Origin of the sequence: Parvularcula mediterranea (genome assembly GCF_013085255.1) — a bacterium.
Lineage (GTDB): Bacteria > Pseudomonadota > Alphaproteobacteria > Caulobacterales > Parvularculaceae > Parvularcula > Parvularcula mediterranea.
Genome location: NZ_JABFCX010000002.1, coordinates 161,515 through 178,901, shown reverse-complemented (window position 1 = coordinate 178,901; position 17,387 = coordinate 161,515). Strand labels below are relative to the sequence as shown.

General features: G+C 62.0%; 18 protein-coding genes. 11 read left to right on the top strand and 7 right to left on the bottom strand.

The genetic code is table 11. The annotated features are described in order from the left end of the window. Window positions 1–41 precede the first annotated feature (41 nt). The 4 genes from HK107_RS01410 to trmFO all read right to left on the bottom strand — a co-directional run bounded on the left by HK107_RS01410 (window position 42) and on the right by trmFO (window position 2,827). Window positions 42–257: a helix-turn-helix transcriptional regulator gene (locus tag HK107_RS01410; protein WP_173196081.1), complete on the bottom strand. Its 216-nt coding sequence runs from the start codon at window positions 255–257 to the stop codon at window positions 42–44. Next, complete coding sequence (locus HK107_RS01405; RefSeq protein ID WP_173196079.1) at window positions 250–639, bottom strand: hypothetical protein; 390 nt, start codon at window positions 637–639, stop codon at window positions 250–252. Before HK107_RS01405 ends, HK107_RS01410 begins: the two co-directional genes overlap by 8 nt. A 75-nt stretch (window positions 640–714) precedes the next feature. Beyond that, complete coding sequence (locus tag HK107_RS01400) at window positions 715–1,434, bottom strand: polyamine aminopropyltransferase (RefSeq protein ID WP_173196077.1); 720 nt, start codon at window positions 1,432–1,434, stop codon at window positions 715–717. A 1-nt stretch (window position 1,435) separates the two neighbouring features. Then, window positions 1,436–2,827 (bottom strand): methylenetetrahydrofolate--tRNA-(uracil(54)-C(5))-methyltransferase (FADH(2)-oxidizing) TrmFO, encoded by a 1,392-nt coding sequence (gene trmFO / locus HK107_RS01395; protein WP_173196075.1) that lies wholly within the window; start codon window positions 2,825–2,827, stop codon window positions 1,436–1,438. A gap of 121 nt (window positions 2,828–2,948) precedes the next feature. On the opposite strand from trmFO, the gene HK107_RS01390 reads away from it, so the two are divergent. The 6 genes from HK107_RS01390 (at window position 2,949) to HK107_RS01365 (ending at window position 9,496) form a co-directional block, all read left to right on the top strand. Next, window positions 2,949–4,067, top strand: coding sequence for a glutathione S-transferase family protein (locus HK107_RS01390; protein ID WP_173196073.1), 1,119 nt, complete (start codon window positions 2,949–2,951; stop codon window positions 4,065–4,067). Window positions 4,068–4,141: 74 nt separating this feature from the next. Then, window positions 4,142–5,494, top strand: coding sequence for an amidohydrolase family protein (locus tag HK107_RS01385; RefSeq protein ID WP_173196071.1), 1,353 nt, complete (start codon window positions 4,142–4,144; stop codon window positions 5,492–5,494). Between the two features lie 5 nt (window positions 5,495–5,499). After that, window positions 5,500–6,702, top strand: a complete 1,203-nt coding sequence (locus HK107_RS01380) for an amidohydrolase family protein (RefSeq protein WP_173196069.1) — start codon at window positions 5,500–5,502, stop codon at window positions 6,700–6,702. A 295-nt stretch (window positions 6,703–6,997) separates the two neighbouring features. Beyond that, entirely contained in the window at window positions 6,998–7,615 is a 618-nt protein-coding gene (locus HK107_RS01375) for an NADPH-dependent F420 reductase (RefSeq protein ID WP_173196067.1), read from the top strand. Window positions 7,616–7,664: 49 nt separating this feature from the next. Further along, window positions 7,665–8,609 (top strand): hypothetical protein, encoded by a 945-nt coding sequence (locus HK107_RS01370; protein ID WP_173196065.1) that lies wholly within the window; start codon window positions 7,665–7,667, stop codon window positions 8,607–8,609. Further along, window positions 8,606–9,496 carry a DUF2785 domain-containing protein gene (locus tag HK107_RS01365; RefSeq protein ID WP_173196064.1) on the top strand — a complete coding sequence of 297 codons (891 nt, stop codon included), beginning with the start codon at window positions 8,606–8,608 and terminating at the stop codon, window positions 9,494–9,496. Before HK107_RS01370 ends, HK107_RS01365 begins: the two co-directional genes overlap by 4 nt. Here the strand turns inward: HK107_RS01365 and HK107_RS01360 are convergent. After that, a complete protein-coding gene (locus HK107_RS01360; RefSeq protein WP_173196061.1) occupies window positions 9,493–9,930 on the bottom strand; it encodes a hypothetical protein in 438 nt (145 codons plus the stop codon). The two genes, HK107_RS01365 and HK107_RS01360, sit on opposite strands and share 4 nt — an antisense overlap. A 410-nt stretch (window positions 9,931–10,340) precedes the next feature. Here HK107_RS01360 and HK107_RS01355 point away from each other — a divergent pair, with 410 nt between their 5' ends. Further along, complete coding sequence (locus HK107_RS01355; RefSeq protein WP_173196059.1) at window positions 10,341–10,778, top strand: FKBP-type peptidyl-prolyl cis-trans isomerase; 438 nt, start codon at window positions 10,341–10,343, stop codon at window positions 10,776–10,778. A gap of 4 nt (window positions 10,779–10,782) precedes the next feature. Here the strand turns inward: HK107_RS01355 and HK107_RS01350 are convergent, their stop codons facing one another. Continuing rightward, window positions 10,783–11,325, bottom strand: coding sequence for a hypothetical protein (locus HK107_RS01350; protein ID WP_173196057.1), 543 nt, complete (start codon window positions 11,323–11,325; stop codon window positions 10,783–10,785). 162 nt (window positions 11,326–11,487) lie between these two features. On the opposite strand from HK107_RS01350, the gene HK107_RS01345 reads away from it, so the two are divergent. The 4 genes from HK107_RS01345 to HK107_RS01330 all read left to right on the top strand — a co-directional run bounded on the left by HK107_RS01345 (window position 11,488) and on the right by HK107_RS01330 (window position 14,201). Next, window positions 11,488–11,880, top strand: coding sequence for a Dabb family protein (locus HK107_RS01345; RefSeq protein ID WP_198912261.1), 393 nt, complete (start codon window positions 11,488–11,490; stop codon window positions 11,878–11,880). A 308-nt stretch (window positions 11,881–12,188) separates the two neighbouring features. Then, window positions 12,189–12,398, top strand: coding sequence for a cold-shock protein (locus tag HK107_RS01340; protein WP_173196056.1), 210 nt, complete (start codon window positions 12,189–12,191; stop codon window positions 12,396–12,398). Window positions 12,399–12,580: 182 nt separating this feature from the next. Next, the gene (locus HK107_RS01335) at window positions 12,581–12,769 is read left to right on the top strand and encodes a hypothetical protein (RefSeq protein ID WP_173196054.1); all 189 of its coding nucleotides are present in this window, start codon (window positions 12,581–12,583) and stop codon (window positions 12,767–12,769) included. A gap of 544 nt (window positions 12,770–13,313) precedes the next feature. Beyond that, on the top strand, window positions 13,314–14,201 hold the full coding sequence (locus HK107_RS01330) for an acetate and sugar kinases/Hsc70/actin family protein (RefSeq protein ID WP_173196052.1): 888 nt from the start codon (window positions 13,314–13,316) through the stop codon (window positions 14,199–14,201). Window positions 14,202–14,215: 14 nt separating this feature from the next. Here the strand turns inward: HK107_RS01330 and uvrA are convergent, their stop codons facing one another. Next, entirely contained in the window at window positions 14,216–17,125 is a 2,910-nt protein-coding gene (gene uvrA / locus HK107_RS01325; RefSeq protein ID WP_173196050.1) for an excinuclease ABC subunit UvrA, read from the bottom strand. Between the last annotated feature and the right edge of the window lie 262 nt (window positions 17,126–17,387).

Here is a 17,387-nt window from a genome sequence, read left to right as displayed (position 1 = left end):
GGTACGAACAGCCGGGAGTGGCAGGCGTTCCGCGGCAACGCCTAGTCCGTCAGGGCGAAGAGGTCCTCCACCCGGCAATCGAAATGCCTCGCCAGCTTGAGCGCCAGGGCGGTCGAGGGGGTGAAGACGCCATTCTCGATGGTGTTGATCGTCTTGCGGGTGACGCCGATAGCTTCGGCGAGGCCTGACTGGGTCAGGCCTGCCTCCGTCCGGTAATCCCGTAGGCGGACGATCAGTTCGCTGTGCTTCTTATTCAAGGAACGCGAACCCGTAGATTGGCACGGCAATGCCGAGCGCGAGGGTCAGGTGGATGGCCTCTGCTGCCTCCACCCGGCCAGCAATGGCTAGGCCGAACATGGCGAGTCCTGTGAGGACCATTGCGAAGTAGCCGAAGAAGAAGGCCCTGTGACGAGTAAGCTCCGTCCGCTCATCCTCTGTCGCCCGGCTCCAAAGCCAGGGACCCATCATGAAGAGAAGGAGCGCTGCCCAGAGCGCCATGCCGATCGCGGCGAGGGTCGTGATCTCTCCGCCCCCTGACCAGTCCGTGTCCTGGAGCCAGAACTGGACCGTGAGAAAGGCGCTGGCGCCGATCATCAGGACGAATTTCCGTAAGGTGCCGGTGGCGTTTGCGCTGGACATGCTCGTTCTCCCGCTGTCGCGAGGGAATGAGTAGCATAGGTGACATGTCACCGCAAGGTTACATGCGGAACTTTCTTATCGGACGCGCCGCGCGAGGTAGACGGTCTGGATGATCGGCGTTCCGGCTAGGGGGCGCTCGATGGTGACCGGTTCCGCCCACGCTTCTCCGAAGGCGCTTTTCAGGAGGGTTGTAAAAGCCTCATCCGGAGGATCGTCTGACCACAGACCGAAGATGCCTCCGGGCTTCAGCATGGTGGCGAGCCGCGCAAGGCTCTCCTCGCTGTAGAAGGGACGACTATGGTCCGAAAGGAGCGCTTCGGGGGAGTGGTCGATGTCGACGAGCATGGCGTCGAGGCTCGCCTCGCCCTGCGCCGAGCCGAGGCTCTGGGCTGCGGCCAGCGCGAAGAAGTCGCCCATGACGAACTCCGTCCTCGGATCATCAGGGATTGCGCTGCCCATCGGCAGGAGGCCACGGCGGTGCCAGTCGACCACCGGCTCCAGATACTCCGCCATCAGGAGCCGCCCGGTCTTGGGGTCATCGAGGACGGCCTTCGCCGTGTAGCCGAGGCCGAGGCCAGCGACGCAAACCGTCAGGTTCTCGCCTTCCACCGCCGCCATGCCGAGCTCCGCCAGCGCGACCTCCGACGCCGTGTAGGCGCTCGACATCAGGAACTCTTCGCCAAGCTTGACTTCGTACACGTCCTTTTTGAGTACAGGGTCGAAACGCCTGCGCAGGCTGATGGGGCCTATCGGGGAGGCGGAATAGTCGAGCTCTTCGAAGAGGGAGGAGGCCAAGCTAGGCCGCTTCCCGTTCGCTGCTAAGCCATTGGCCGAGGTCCGCGAGGGCGCGGGTTGTCATGGCTTTCTTCCTTGCACGGCCCTTTTCCTTGCCCTTGATGCGGTTGCCTTCGGCGTCCTTCGTGGGCTGTTCGATTGCCGGGAAGAGGCCGAAATTGACGTTCATCGGCTGGAAGCTGCCCTTGCCACCGTCCACATGGCCTTCGGTGATGTGGTGGTGGAGGGCCCCGAGCGCCGTGGTGCGCGGGGGAAGCTTGCCTTCCGTGCCCAGAGCTTCGGCGGCGGCGAGGCGGCCTGTCAGCATTCCGATGGCTGCTGACTCGAGATAGCCTTCGACGCCGGTGATCTGGCCTGCGAAGCGGAATTGCGGGCGTGCCTTCAAACGCATCTCGGCATCGAGGAGCTTTGGCGAGTTGATGAAGGTGTTGCGGTGGATGCCGCCTAGCCTTGCGAATTTCGCCTTCTCCAGCCCCGGGATCATGCGGAGGACGTCGCCTTGCGCGCCGTACTTCAGCTTCGTTTGGAAGCCGACCATATTATAAAGCGTACCCAGAGCATTATCCTGCCTAAGCTGGACGATGGCGTGGGGCTTCACCGTCGGATTATGCGGGTTGGTGAGGCCCACTGGCTTCATCGGGCCGAAGCGCAGGGTCTGGCGACCACGGCGGGCCATTTCCTCGATGGGGAGGCAGCCGTCGAAGTACTGGGTGTTTTGCTCCCACTCCTTGAAGTCGGTCTTCTCGCCTTCGATGATCGCATCGAGAAGGGCGTTGTACTGATCTTCATCAAGCGGAAGGTTGATGTAGTCCTTGCCGTCACCGCCGGGCCCGACCTTGTCGTAGCGGGACTGGAACCACGCCTTCGAGAAGTCGATCGAGTCCTTGTAGACGATCGGCGCGATGGCATCGAAAAACGCGAGCTCGTCTTCGCCTGTCAGCTTCAGGATCTCCGCCGCGAGGCTTTCGGAGGTGAGGGGGCCGGTGGCGATGATCGTCGGGCCCCAGTCTTCTGGCGGCAGGCCGTCGATCTCCTCACGGACGATTGTGATGTTGGGGTGGCTCTCGAGCGCCTGGGTCACGGCGGCAGAGAAGCCGTCCCGGTCCACGGCCAGCGCACCGCCGGCGGGCAGCTTGTGCGTATCCGCCTCGCGCAGGATCAGCGAGCCGCAGCGGCGCATCTCCTCGTGGAGGAGGCCCACGGCGTTATGCTCATGGTCGTCGGAGCGGAACGAGTTGGAGCAGACAAGCTCTGCGCAATGGTCGGTCTTGTGCGCCTCGGTCTCGCGCACACCGCGCATCTCGTGGAGCGTCACGGAGCAGCCAGCCTCAGCCGCCTGCCAGGCAGCCTCAGAGCCCGCAAGCCCGGCGCCAATGATATGGATCTTGGTCATGGCCGGGGGATAGCCGAAAGGCCGTCAGGGTGAAAGCGGAGAGGCGGTGAGCAAATCGCCACCTGCTTACGAGAAATCTTCACGTCTGGCGCGGCGGGGCAGCGCGTGGTGAATTTCCACTATGAGCTTTGACCCTAACCGCCCTACCATCCTCTACGCCGCTCCGCTGTCGCTCTTCTCTGGGAAAGCCCGTGCCTATCTGCGCTGGCGGGGGGTGGCTTTTGAGGAGCGGTTGGCGACGAAGGAGGTCTACAAGGAGATCATCGTTCCGCGGCTTGGCTATGCGATGATCCCGGTGATCGAGACGCCTGAGGGTGAGACGATTCAGGACACGACGGAGATCATCGACCACTTCGAAGCGCTGGCGGCGGGGCCGTCCGTGTTTCCGGAGGGGCCGAGGCAGCGTTTGGCTGCGCATCTTCTGGAGCTCTACGGGGATGAGTGGTTGCTGCTGCCTGCCATGCACTATCGCTGGCGGCACAATCGGGACTTTGCCTATCGCGAGTTCGGCAGCACGGCGGCGCCTGATGCTTCGCCTGAGGAGCAGGTGGAGATCGGGAAGAAGGCTGCGACGCGGTTCGAGGGCGTGGTGCCGATGCTGGGCGCGACGCCTGAGATGGCGCCTGCGATCGAGGCTTCGTATGAGGCGCTGCTAGGAGAGCTGGAAGCGCATTTCTCCGTCAACGACTATTGCCTTGGTGGGCGGCCTTCGGTTGGCGACTACGGGCTGATCGGCCCTCTGTATGCGCATCTTTATCGGGACCCTGCTTCGGGTGAGATCATGAAGCGGCTGGCACCCTCGGTGGCTGCGTGGGTCGAGCGGATGCATGAACCGCCTCAGCCTGAGAGCGGGGACTTTCTCGCGGGTGACGAGGTGCCGGAGACGCTTCTTCCGGTGCTGAGGCGGATGATGACGGAGCAGGGGCCTTGCCTGCGGGAGCTGTGCGGTGCGGTGGCGGCGTTCAAGGGCGGCAGCCCTGATGCCGATATCCCGCGTGCTCTGGGAATGCAGCCCTTCACCCTCGACGCGCCCGGTGTGAAGGAGGCGACCGGAAAGCGCCTAATCTTCCCGAACGGCCAGTGGCTGCTGCAGCGGGCAACCGACTGGCTGGGCAGCCTCGACGGCAGTGAGAGAGCCTCTGCTGACGTCTTTCTCAAGCAGATCGGCGGAGACTTCGTGACGCCGGAGCTGGTCGAAGCTCCGGTCAGACGTGAAAACTTCAGGCTCGTCTGGGCTTAACCGCTCGCTGCCGACAGCGCTTCGCCTTCCTCTCTGCCAGTGTTATCTCGCGTTATAACGTAGGGAGTGCGCCGATGGGCTTGAGAGGTTTTGCAGCAGGTTTGGCGGGGGCGGCATCGTTGCTGGCTATCGCCCAGGCGCAGGAGGTGACGGTCTATACCGGCGCCAAGATCTACCCGGTGGAGGGTGATCCCATCGAGAACGGCGTCCTCGTCATCGAGGATGACAAGATCATCGCCGTCGGCACGGCTTCGGAGACCGAGGTGCCCGAGGGCGCCGAGGAGGTCGACCTCTCCGGTAAGGTGGTGATCCCCGGCCTCGTCGATACGCACAGCCATATTGGGATCATGACCCGTGGCGGTGATGCGGACGGCAATGAGCGCTCTGGCCCTGTCCAGCCTGCCTTGCGCGCGATCGACGCCATCAACCCTGGCGATCCTGGCATCCGCATGGCGCTGACCGGCGGCGTGACCACGGCGAACATCATGCCAGGTTCTGGCAATGTGATCGGTGGACAGACGGCTTACGTGAAGCTGCGCGGCGATACGGTCGAGGAGATGCTGATCGAGGATACGATAGGTGGGCTGAAGATGGCCAATGGCGAGAACCCCAAGGGCTATGGCCGCAGGGGCTCGGCACCCACGACGCGCATGGCCGTCGCGGCGCTTGCGCGGAAGGCTTATCTCGAGGCGCAAGCCTATGGCGAGAAGAAAGGCGGCGGTGAAGAGGAGAAGGATCCAAGCTTCATCGAGCGCGTCTTCGGCGGCGATGACGACAAGAAGGAAGCGAAGGCTCCTCCCGTCAATCTCGGCCACGAAGCCCTTCTTGAGGCGATGGCTGGCGACCGGGTCGTCCACCACCACACGCACCGCGCGGATGATGTCCTGACGGTGGTGAGGCTGTCCGAGGAGTTCGGCTTTCCGGTGGTGATCCAGCACGGCTCTGAGGCCTGGAAAGTCGCGGATGTCCTCGCCGAAAAGGATATCCCAGTGAGCTTCATCATCATCGATGCCCCCGGCGGCAAGCATGAGGCGACCGAGCTCGCCATCAAGGGCGCGGGCATCATGGAGAAGGCGGGCGTCAAGGTCGCTCTTCACACGGATGACCCGATCATCGGCTCGCGTTTCTTCCTGAGGACCGGTGGCCTAGCCATCCGCGAGGGTATGACGGAGGAGGGGGCCTTGCGCGCGCTGACCATCAACGGTGCGGAGATGCTGCGCCTTGATGGCCGGGTCGGCAGCCTCGAATCGGGCAAGGACGCGGACTTTGTCGTGCTGTCCGGCGAGCCCTTCGCGCTCAGGACCAAGGTGCTCGAAACCTATATCGAGGGCGAGAAGGTCTATGACCGTCAGGACCCTGACCAACGGCTCTATGCAACGGGCGGTTTCTTCGCCCAGGGCCGCTATCCGATGCGTGACGGGGAGTGAGCGCCATGAGAAGTTTTCTGACACTTGCCGCTTCCGCCCTCGCGCTCGCAGGGGCCGCTTCGGCGCAGGACATGGTCGTGCTCGCGGACAAGCTCTTCACCGGTGATGCCGTGATCGACGATGCTGCGGTGCTCATCGAAGATGGCCGTATCTCCGGCGTCGGCATGGCTGATGACATGGAGTGGGACGATGATGCAGAAGTCATGGAGGTCGCAGTGGCGACGCCTGGCTTCATCGACGGCCGCACAGTGGTCGGCATCAACGGCCAGTACAATATCGACGCCGATCAGGACGCTGACGAAGACACGGACCCCAACGGGGCCGAGCTTCGTGTCATCGACGCCTACAATCCGTATGAGGAGCTGATCCCTTACGTCCGCCGCCACGGAGTGACGACGATGCATGTCACCCCTGGCGATGTGAACCCCATCGCGGGGCAGTCGGCTGTCGTGAAGACAGGCGGGGACATTCTTGATGACGCGCTGATTTCGCCATCCGTTGGCGTGCTGTTCAACCTCGGTGAGACGCCCAAGGCTGTCTACGGAGGAAAGGGCGGCCCTTCGACCCGTATGGCGACGGCTTCGATGATCCGTGCGCAGCTTCATGGTGCGAAGGCCTGGGCGGACAAGGAAGACGCTGGCGTCGACCTCGAAAAGCAGGCGCTGGCCGATGTGCTGTCAGGCGACAAGAAGGCGATCTTCGCCGCGCACCGCTCCGACGACATCATGACGGCGCTCAGGATCGGTGCGGAGTTCGGCTTCACCCCGGTGATCGCCTATGGCACCGAGGCCTACCTCATTGCCGACACGCTGGCAGAGCAGGATGTGACGGTATTGGTCACGCCAGTTCTTGGCAGGGCTGCAGGCCGGAACGAGACCCTGAATGCGAGTCTCGAGAACGCGGCAATCCTCCATGACGCAGGCGTCAATATCGTCTTTGCGACGCACCAGGAAGGTTACGTGCCAAAGACTCGGGTGCTCCTTTGGGAGGCTGCCATCGCCGTGGCGAACGGCTTGCCCGATGAGGCGGCGATCTCTGCGATGACGACCGCCCCGGCGGAGATGCTCGGTATCTCCGATGAGACGGGCAGCATCGCGGAGGGCAAGTCTGCGGACCTCGTGCTGTTTGATGGCGATCCTTTCGAGTACGTCTCTCACGTCGAAGCCGTCATGCTCGGCGGCGAAGTGGTGCACCAGCGCGAGGAGTAAGGAGCGCCTCGCGCGCACTTTTTCTCGATGGGTTCCGGATCAGGTCCAGAAGGACGGGTGGAGACTATCCGTCTTCCCGGAAAGCCTCAGGCTTGTCCGGGACCCATGGACCATGCGTCTCGATTGCCGGAACGGCCAGTCCATGGGTCCCGGATCAAGTCCGGGAAGACGATCGTTGAGAGGTGGTCTCTCAATCCGTCACCCCGGCCTTGCTCCACTCTCCCCCGACAGCGCATGACAGTTTGCCGCACCTTGCGAACAGGCTAAGTCGCTCTCCTGAAAGGGAGAGCAGCTCTTGCGCATCGCGATCATTGGAGCGGGCCGTGTCGGCCGGGCGCTCGGCAATGTGTGGCACAAGGCGGGTCATGAGATCGTCTGGAACCTTCGGGACCCGGACGATCCGAAGCATCAGGATTTGCCCGGCGAGAAGCTGAAGACGGTCGGTCGCGGGCTGACCAAAAGCGATCTCACCGTGCTGGCGGTCCCTTGGGAGGCGGTCGAGGATGCTTGCCGCGAGGTCGGCGAAGACTTTGGCGGCGTGCTGGTCGACTGCACCAACCCCATCAATGCCGAGTTCACCGGGCTCGACACGAAGGGCGCCCATTCTGGGGCCCACTACATCAAGACGCTGCTGCCCCGAGCGAGGGTCGTGAAAGCCTTCAACCAGACCGGCGCCGGCAACATGGCGGATGCCTATTACGAGGCCGGAAGGCCCGTCAGCTTCGTGGCGTCCAATGACGAGGCGGCGTCGAGCGTTGTTCGTCAGCTGTCAGAAGATCTCGGCTTCGATACGATCGTGGTGCGCGGTCTCGAGCACGCGCGGGAGCTTGAGGAGATGGCGTGGCTCTGGATCTCCCTCGCGATGAAGCAGGGCCACGGGCCTGATTTCGCCTTCGCGCTCCTTCGCAGATAGGCCGACTTTCTCCTTGCTACGGCGCGGGAAGTCTGACCAAACTGTTAAGATGTCCGCCAAGATCAATATCCCGCGCGCGGTCCACGACGCGCTAGGCTTCACTGCTGGCCATTTCGGCACCGTGCTGCGGTTGAGCTGGTTCCCGCTGACGTTCGTATTTGTCGTGCTGACGCTCATGATCGGGCCCCTCGGAGAGGCGTATGAGGGAGGCGATCAGGGTCGGTCGAACATGATCTGGCTCCTGATGACCAACGGTCTGACGCTGCTGATGCAGGCGTCGATCTTTGTGGCGCTGGTTGGGACGGTCGTGAGGGGAGCGCCGCCGCACAACCGCAGTCTCCATTTCGCTTTTGGCGTGCGCGAAGTGCTGTTCGTTCTCGCAGCGGTAGCGAGCGTCGTCTTCCTTATCGCGACAACGCTCGCGCCGGCTCAGTTTGCGCTCCAGTTCTCGGAAGCATTCGCTCTCGAACGCGAGGCTGAGCAGGCCTTTTTCTTCACGGAAGGCAGTCTGCACGAGGGGTCAAAGAACTATCTTTTCGATGGGCCGCACCCGATCAGGCAGGCCCAGCCCTACATCTACTGGGGCGGACAGCTGCTCGCGGTCTATGTTGGTCTACGCATCTTGCTGTTGCCGTTCGCGATCGCTGGCGGTGCGGACCGACCGATTGCTCGCGCTCTGAGGATTTCCAGCGGGCTCAACATATTCCGGATGCTGGTCATCGCAGTCATCATCTTCCTGCTCCAGGTGCTGACGAATTTTGCAGCGGGGCTGATCGCCGACCGAGCCTTCGATTCGATCATGCTGTTCCAGATGATGCTGAACGTCTTCTACACGTGGGGCGTCGACTTCGCGACGCCTGCCTGGGCCAACGCCCTGCCGAGGTTTGCGGCCATGACGCTGGGCGGTGTCTTCGTCGTGGTGCTTCAGTCGTTCTCCATGGGCCTCCTCTCAGGGTTTGCGGGTGCGCTGATCCTGCAGACGGAGAGAGAATGACCCCAGCCATCGTCGCGGCGCTGGCCGCAGCATGCTCGCCCCTCGGCTTGGACCGGGGTGAGCTAGACGAGTTGCGTGCTGCGGAGTTCGCCTTGCCCGCTGCGGCGGAGGAAGACCGCTTCCTCGAGGACGCGGTTGTATGCGCAGGCGATCGCGACCCATTCTTCAGAGACAAGATCGGCTACGAAGGCATCGCTGCGATCCTCAGACGGGGAGGAGGCAGCGAGAAGGCTGTTCGCACGCAGACCCTTGCCATCCTCGACCTGATCGCGCTCCCGAACGAAGCTGTCGATCCCCGTTACGGCAAGAAGCGTGGCGGCTTCCGGGCCTCCTTCCTCCCGCTCTACGCGTCGGAGTTTCTGCGCCGGGATAGGGTCGGTTCTTTCCTGAACGAAGAGGAGCTGGCGCGAGCTGCACGCCTTGCCGCAGAAGAAATCGAAGGTGTCCGCGACTTTCGAGGTTTCGACGAAGAGGAAGGCTGGCGGCACCATGTCGCCCATGCCTCTGACCTTGCCCTGCAGCTGGTTCTGAACCCCGGCCTTCAGCGGGCGGAGCATGTGGCCCTGCAGGCCGCACTTCTCAGCCAGGTGCATCCGGGCGGCGAGGTCTTCTACCGCTACGGCGAGCCGGGAAGACTGGCGCGAGCGCTTCTCTACTCAGTCTTCGCGGAAGAATGGGAAGAGGGGTATCTCGAAAGCCTGTTTTCGCCTCTCGTCGATAACGAGAGCTTCTGGGCCGACGCCTACGCCTCTCAAGAAGGGCTCGCGAGGGTGCACAACACGCGTAGCTTCCTGCAAACCGTCATGGTGCTGATCGATGGGCAGACGGACCCGCGGCTGGTCACGCTGCGTGATGCCGCCAAGGAAGCACTCCGCCAGATCCCCTAATTGACGAGAGCAATCGCCTCGCGGCTGGCACGGGCCTGCAGACGGTCTTCGCCGTAGGACGCCGCCTCCTTGAGGATCGTCGCCAGTTCCTGCCGCTCATCGAGGGTCAGGCTCTCCCGCAGCATCTCCGTCAGCATGCCGAGGGCCTTGTAGTCCTCGATTGGCTGCCGCGCCGCCCACTCGGCGTAGGTCACGGCTTCGGCGGCGTGAGCATCGCTGCTGACCTCGGCAAGGCGCTCCTTCACGAGACCATGCACCCGCGGCCAGACCTCGAGGCCCACGGTGATGTGGATGAAGGTCGCCGCGGCAGTCACCGGTTCATCGATTGCGGTGATCGGTGAGAAACCGACCTGCGAAGCGATCTTCTTGCGGCGGCGCTGCCCCCTGAATCGGTCCGCAGCGTCGATCACCGTGTCGCCCGCTTGCTTCAACATGCGGAGTCGCCACCACCAGACGGAAATTCCAACCAAAATTGTGATGACGAGCCCGATGATATGCATGGCCGAAGGCGTAGCCAGCCCAAGCGCTTCCGGCAATCGACGATCCCAGTCGAATTGTCTGCACTTTGTTCAGTCATGGCTGACCTGAATTCGGGCCGGACGCCGCTCTTAAGGGTGTCAGGGGTCGGAACGGGCGGTTTTAGGGACCCCCCGATGGCCCGGGCGAGACGATGGTTTCTCTCTCGTCGTGGCTTGTAACATCCGCCCACCGGCCGGTGGCGAGGGGAGGAAAAGGGCGGCTTTGGCCGCCTTTTTCTTTGCCCGCCGCAAAGATCGGAGACGGTTCCCTTGCGTCTACGCCCGTGATCGCCAAGTGTCCGGCCACGCAAAAACAGAGAATTCCTATGAGCCAGACGAAATCCGGCGACACGATCCGCATCAACTACACGGGCGGCTTCCCTGATGGCACCACCTTCGATAGCTCCGAAGGCCGTGAGCCGCTGGAGTTGCAGCTTGGTTCGGGTCAGATCATCCCCGGTCTCGACCAGGCGCTGCACGGCATGGAAGTCGGCGAGAAGAAGCAGGTGAGCATCGCTCCGGCGCAAGGCTATGGCGAGCGCGACGAGACGCGGATGATCCAGGTCCCGCGCGCGCAGCTGCCTCAGGATATCCCGACCGAGCCGGGCACGCAGCTCGCCATGCAGGGCCCTGACGGCCAGCCGGTGCCAGTGATGATCGCCGCTGCTGACGAGGAAAACGTGACCCTCGATGCGAACCATCCGCTCGCAGGGCGCGACCTCGTGTTTGACGTCGAGATCGTTGAGATCAAGAACGCCGCTTAGGCGCTCAATCCTCCAGCCTGACGAACGTCCCGCCGTACCAGTTCCCGGTGGGCGTTCCGTCAGCTGAATATTGGGTCGAGAGCATGGTGTATTCATCAGGCCCAACCCATTTGTATTCATAGATCCGGTAAGTGCCCTGAGGTTCGTCGCGGAAGGCGATGCGGTTCCTGAGGTCACCTTCGGGGCTGATCTTCCCCGTGCCTGTGCCGAGCCTAGTCTCACCGAAGTGGGAGAGGTGGTGCAGCTCTTGCCGGGCATCGTCATAGGCCCAAAAGATGTGGCCCTCCAAGGCGCCCGCATCGACGACGCAGAGGATACTCTTCGCCGTGTTGACCGGCTGGCAATCCGTATAGTGATTTTTGACGGTGAAGGTCTCGACCGTCTCGCCGTCCCAGACCTGCTGGAACCGGTCGTCCTTCAACGTCCACTCGCCGATGAAGCGGGCGAAGGGATTTGTGGTGCCTTCAGCCGGAACAGCGTTCGTCGCTGCTGGCATTGATGCGCAGGCGCTGAGAAGCGTTGCGGCAATGATGGCGAGCTTCTGCATGGCGGCGACTCCAAGGTTGGCCGCGGTCAGTCTTTCGCATCCTTCGGAGCAATACAACTGCAAAGTAGAGGAATAAGCAGCTCTCGCCGCTGCAGGCGCTGCGTGACGTTCGCCGGAACCACAGTTAGCGTCGGTGGATGGCTGAGCGTTGGAGACTTTGAGATGACGAGAGCATTCCTTTTGCTGGCTGCGCTGACGCTGGCGGCTTGCAGTCAGGCACAGGATGAGATGGCGGAGCCGCGCCTGACCCATGCGGTGTTCTTTGAGCTGAAGAACGACGACCCGGCATCGGTGCAGGCGCTGGTCGATGGCTGCTATGAGTTCCTTGCGCCCCATGACGGGATTGTCTTTTTTGCGGCGGGCCCTCGGCATAAGGACTATCAGCGAGACGTGAACGACCTCGATTTCGACGTGGCGCTGACGATCGTCTTCGAGGATACGGCGGCGCAAGATGCCTATCAGGTAACCGAGCCGCACATGGAGTTCATCGAGACGTATCAGGACAATTGGGAAGGCGTCCGAGTGTTCGATAGCCTTACGCCCGCTAGACAGTAGCGGGCGCTATCGTCGACGATCGAGGCGCTGGATAGCCTGAGAATTGAGAGCGAGCTGAGCCCATCCCTGACTACCGAGAAACTCTCGAGACAAGTTACTGCGCTTGCAACTCTTGAGTTTTCCTTGACTTCGTGTCGGTGATGGCCCATGTGGCTCTCACCGACATTTTGGCCGGACGACCTGGGCCCCGCGGATATTTGATCCGCTTACGTTTAGACCTTCGCACCCCAATGATCGAGAGAGTCCCTGTGTTTCCACACGGTGTGGTGCACGGAGGATTTGTTGTATTTGACTGAAAGACTACGACTATGACGACTGGTACTGTAAAATTCTTCAACACCCAAAAAGGCTTCGGCTTCATCCAGCCTGAAGACGGATCGACCGACGTGTTTGTCCACGCAACCGCTCTTGAGCGTTCGGGCCTTGGCCCCCTCAACGAAGGCGACAAGGTGAACTTCGAAACCGAAGTCGACCGCCGCTCCGGCAAGTCTGCCGTCAGCACGATCTCGATGGCCTAAGCGCTGTCTGCCTGGCCTGCCACTGGGCGGGCCGGGCATTTTCTATCCGTGCTCAGAACGATGCGGCGCGTCTCGCCCCTATCCTTGTGAGCATGGCTGTAGCTCGTCATGGTCCGATCCGTGAACGTCCTATGTGAGCCGGCTGCTCCCTCGCTTTCCAGCCGAAACTGAAGGGATCGATCATGTCCGATCAGGAAAACCAGACCGATACCGCGAAATTCTCCAAACCTGTGGCGCTCGCCAAGGGCGCGCCTCGGGTCGGCTCCGAGCAGGTCGCGCTCTTGGATGTCGAAGCCGAGCGCTCCGAACGGCAGCTCAAGACCGAGCGGCTGAAGAAGCTCCGCCTCGAAGCTGAAGCGCAGGCGAGCTGACGCTGGCTTCATCCCTGCGGGCAGGGACCATTTCCGGCGCGAAGCTCGCGACCGTGGCTCATGGGAACGGGCCGCCCTGGTTCGTGGGGCGAAAGACTCCCCGGGGGTTTCGCTGAACCTCCCTACCACCGCAGCGTTAGGGTCTTTTTGTTCTGTGCCGCGGTGCGAAGGTTCCTACACCCGCGCCGCAGGGCGTCTCCGGCTCTCACACGCATGGAACGGCCAATCCCTAGCTCACGCCCCATACGGACCATCAGGGCGAAGGAGCAGCACCCCTCCGCCTACGGAGTTCCGAAGAGCAGCAGGCCTCAAGCCGACGGTACCGGGAGGCCCTCCGTCCTGCTGGGAGGGGGTAGGGCAGCGCGATTGGTGGGGACGGGGACAAGAAGCGCGGAGCGCGAAAAGAAAGATGAGTCGATCCGCAATTCGGGAACCCTCTAGGCGTCTTCGCGAAATAAAGCTTCTAAGCTGCTAAAATCACTTCCTTAATAGCTCTCCGCCAGGCAGATTTTGTGTTCGACACAGAAAGATGGATCGGAAATTTATGACTTGGCCTGCGATTCCAAAGGACGTCATTGATTGGATTCGGCATATCGGTTCTGCGGTCAACAACGATGTAACCGGACGGATGGTAAATCAGCCAAACGTTCGAGAGACGTCCTTAGATGATGCCTTCATAAACCAGATTGCTGAGTTCTCCGCACCAAGACGTTTAGAGTCCGGTGCGATTGTGATGCTGGAAACTCATAACGTCGGCGGGTTGCGACACTGGGATCGGTGGGAGATTGCCGATATTGCGTTTCTTGTTCACGTCTCGATCGCGGGCACGCCGCTTTGCCAAAAGATTGGCCTGCTGCAGTCCAAACGGCTCTACCCGAAGAATCATGACGTTGAGGAAGACGATTTGGTTCGGTTTAGCATGGGTCTGTCGGGTTTGGTGCAGCCGGCTACCGGAAGCACCATCGGAAAATTCAACCGAAAGTTTGAATTCACCGAATCTTGCAAGTTCGAGGCCATCACAAAAAGCGACGAGCAGCTCGAGCGCATACTGAGCTTCAACACAGAGTTTGGCGAGAGCGCCTACTACCTTCTCTACCACCCCGACGAAATGCCCAGTGAATCGCAACATCCGAGAACGGAATATAGTACCGTCGATGATCCAGCGGTCGGTGCCCGAGTAGTTCATGCCGAGGTAGTGTCTGATTGCGCGAAGCCGCCGACTGCTGCCGATTTACGCGACAAGGCCGACGTTCAGTATTGGAGACTAGAAACTTGGATGGCCGATTTTCTCCTGACATGCCGTGTGGGTAGACAATACTCCTCGGATGACACCTCGATTATTAACCGCATGATCTATCGCCGTTCAGGTCCGATCAGTGCGGCAGTTCGCATAAACGTGGATCTTCCCGAAGAAAGTCGAGACCAAAAATGACGGAGTAGCTGCCTCTAAGCCGCCTTCTTCTTCCGTGCACGCGATTTTTTCTTTGCTTCTTTCGCAGCGGCTCGCTCGTCGTGCCGGGCGAGTAGTTCGGAGAGGAATTCGCCGGTGTAGCTGCCTTTGGTCTCGGCCACATCTTCGGGGGTGCCAACGGCCACGATCTGACCGCCGCCGTCACCGCCTTCGGGGCCTAGGTCGATGATCCAGTCGGCCTGTTTTATGACGTCGAGATTGTGCTCGATAATGACGACGGTGTTGCCGTTGTCGGCGAGTTCCTGGATCACTTCCATCAGCTTACGGACGTCCTCGAAGTGGAGGCCGGTTGTGGGCTCGTCGAGGATGTAGAGGGTGCGGCCGGTGGCGACTTTCGAGAGCTCTTTCGCAAGCTTCACCCGCTGGGCCTCGCCGCCGGAGAGGGTGGTCGCCTGCTGGCCGACCTTGATGTAGCCGAGGCCGACGCGGTTCAGGGTCTCCATCTTGTTGCGGATGCTCGGCACCGGTTTGAAGAACTCGAACGCTTCTTCGACGGTCATGTCGAGGACGTCGGCGATCGATTTGTCCTTGTACTTCACTTCCAGGGTTTCGCGGTTGTAGCGTTTCCCATGACAGACGTCGCAGGTGACGTAGACGTCGGGGAGGAAGTGCATCTCGATCTTGATGACGCCGTCGCCCTGGCACGCTTCGCAGCGGCCGCCCTTGACGTTGAAGGAGAAGCGGCCGGGCTTGTAGCCGCGGGCCTTGGACTCTGGCAGGCCGGAGAACCACTCGCGGATCGGGCCGAAGGCGCCGGTGTAGGTCGCGGGGTTGGAACGGGGTGTACGGCCAATCGGCGACTGGTCGATGTCGATGACCTTGTCGAGATGTTCGAGGCCGATGATGCGGTCATGCTTGCCAGGCACCTGCTTCGAATTCATCAGCTTACGGCTGGCCGCCTTGTAGAGGGTCTCGATCGTCAGGGTCGACTTGCCGCCGCCGGAAACACCGGTGACACAGGTCATCAGGCCGATCGGGAACTCTGCCGTGACGTTCTGGAGGTTGTTAGAGCTGGCGCCCTCGACGGTGACAATGCGCTCGGGGTCGAAGATGCGGCGCTCGTCAGGGATCGGGACCTCACGGCGGCCTGCGAGATAGTCGCCGGTGACGGACTTCTTGTTCTTTTCGATCTGGGCCGGGGTGCCTGCGGCGACGACGGTTCCTCCGTGCACGCCAGCGCCGGGGCCGATGTCGAGGACATAGTCGGCGGTGCGGATCGCGTCTTCGTCATGCTCCACCACGATGACGGTGTTGCCAAGGTCGCGGAGGCCTTCGAGGGAGGTCAGGAGGCGGTCATTGTCCCGTTGGTGCAGGCCGATGGAGGGCTCGTCGAGGACGTAGAGGACGCCGGTGAGGCCTGAGCCGATCTGGCTCGCAAGGCGGATGCGCTGGCTCTCGCCGCCGGACAGGGTGCCGGAGGAGCGGGAGAGGGTGAGGTAGCCGAGGCCCACATTGTTGAGGAAGTGAAGCCGGTCGCGGATTTCCTTCAGAATACGGACGGCGATCTGTTTCTCTTTGTCCGTAAGCTGCGTATCGAGGGTGCCGAACCAGAGGTCCGCCTCGCGGATCGAGAGGCCCGCGACAGCGGAGATGTCCTGCGCGCCGACCTTCACCGCAAGGGCTTCGGGCTTGAGGCGTGCACCTTCACAGGCGCCGCAGGGGTGGATCGACTGAAACTTTTCCATCTCCTCGCGGACCCATGAGCTGTCCGTCTCGCGCCACCGGCGTTCGAGGTTGGGGATGACGCCTTCGAAGGTCTTGGTCGTCTCGTAGCGGCGCAGGCCGTCATCGTAGACGAACGTCACCTTCTCCTTCTTGGTGCCGTAGAGGATGATGTCCTGCTGCTTCTTCGTCAGGTCGCGCCAGACGGTCTCGACGTTGAATTTGTACTTCTTGCCGAGGGCTTCGAGCGTCTGGGTGTAGTAGGGGCTCTGGGTCTTGGACCAGGCGGCGATGGCGCCCTTCCTGAGGTTCACGTCATGGTCGGGGACGACGAGGTCAGGGTCGAAGTAGACGGATGTTCCGAGCCCGTCGCATGTCGGACACGCGCCCTGGGGCGAGTTGAAGGAGAAGAGCCGCGGCTCGATCTCTTCGATGGTGAAGCCTGAAACGGGGCAGGCGAACTTGGCGGAGAAGGTGATGACGCGCTTCTCTTCGCCGCTCTTCGGAGCGCTTTCGGCAACGGCCAGGTCGTTCGCGAGTTCGAGGCAGGTTTCGAAGCTCTCTGCGAGGCGGCTTTCAATGCCTTCCTTGATGACGACCCGGTCCACGACGACGTCGATGTCGTGCTTGAACTTCTTGTCGAGGGTGGGGGCGTCGGAGATGTCGTAGAACTCGCCGTCGATGCGCACGCGCTGGAAGCCGCGCTTCATCAGGTCGGCGAGTTCCTTGCGGTACTCGCCCTTCCGCCCACGGATCATTGGAGCGAGCAGGTAGAAGCGGGTGCCTTCGCCTTCGAGCATCAGGCGGTCCACCATCTCGGAAACGGTCTGTGAGGTGATCGGCTCTCCGGTGGCAGGAGAATAGGGGACCCCAATGCGCGCCCAGAGGAGGCGCATATAGTCGTAGATCTCGGTGACGGTCGCGACGGTGGAGCGGGGGTTCTTGGAGGTCGTCTTCTGCTCAATCGAGATGGCGGGGGAGAGGCCCTCGATCTGGTCGACGTCAGGCTTCTGCATCAGCTCGAGGAACTGACGCGCATAGGCCGAGAGGCTCTCGACATAGCGGCGCTGGCCCTCGGCGTAGATCGTGTCGAAGGCGAGGGACGACTTGCCTGAGCCCGAGAGGCCCGTGACCACGGTCAGGGCATCGCGCGGGATCTGCGCCGTGATGTCCTTGAGATTGTGCTCGCGCGCACCTGTGACCGTGATGTGCTTCTGGGACATGGGGCCGCCTTACCGTCTTCTGCCGGGAAGGTAGGCCTCTATGCCCGCGCGTCCCCTAGAACAAGGGGCGAACGGGCGCAGGTGTGCACGAAGCCCGGAACAGGCCACCGCGCCCTCGGAACGCCACACTTTGCATACCCTTTTTCGATAGAGTCCGGGCAAGATGCTGCGCTGCAAAGAGAAAGCGCGTGACATCGTGCTGTGGCGGGCACTAACACGAGCAGACGGAGCCTGCCCTCGCGAGGGTCAGGGAGCGGGACAG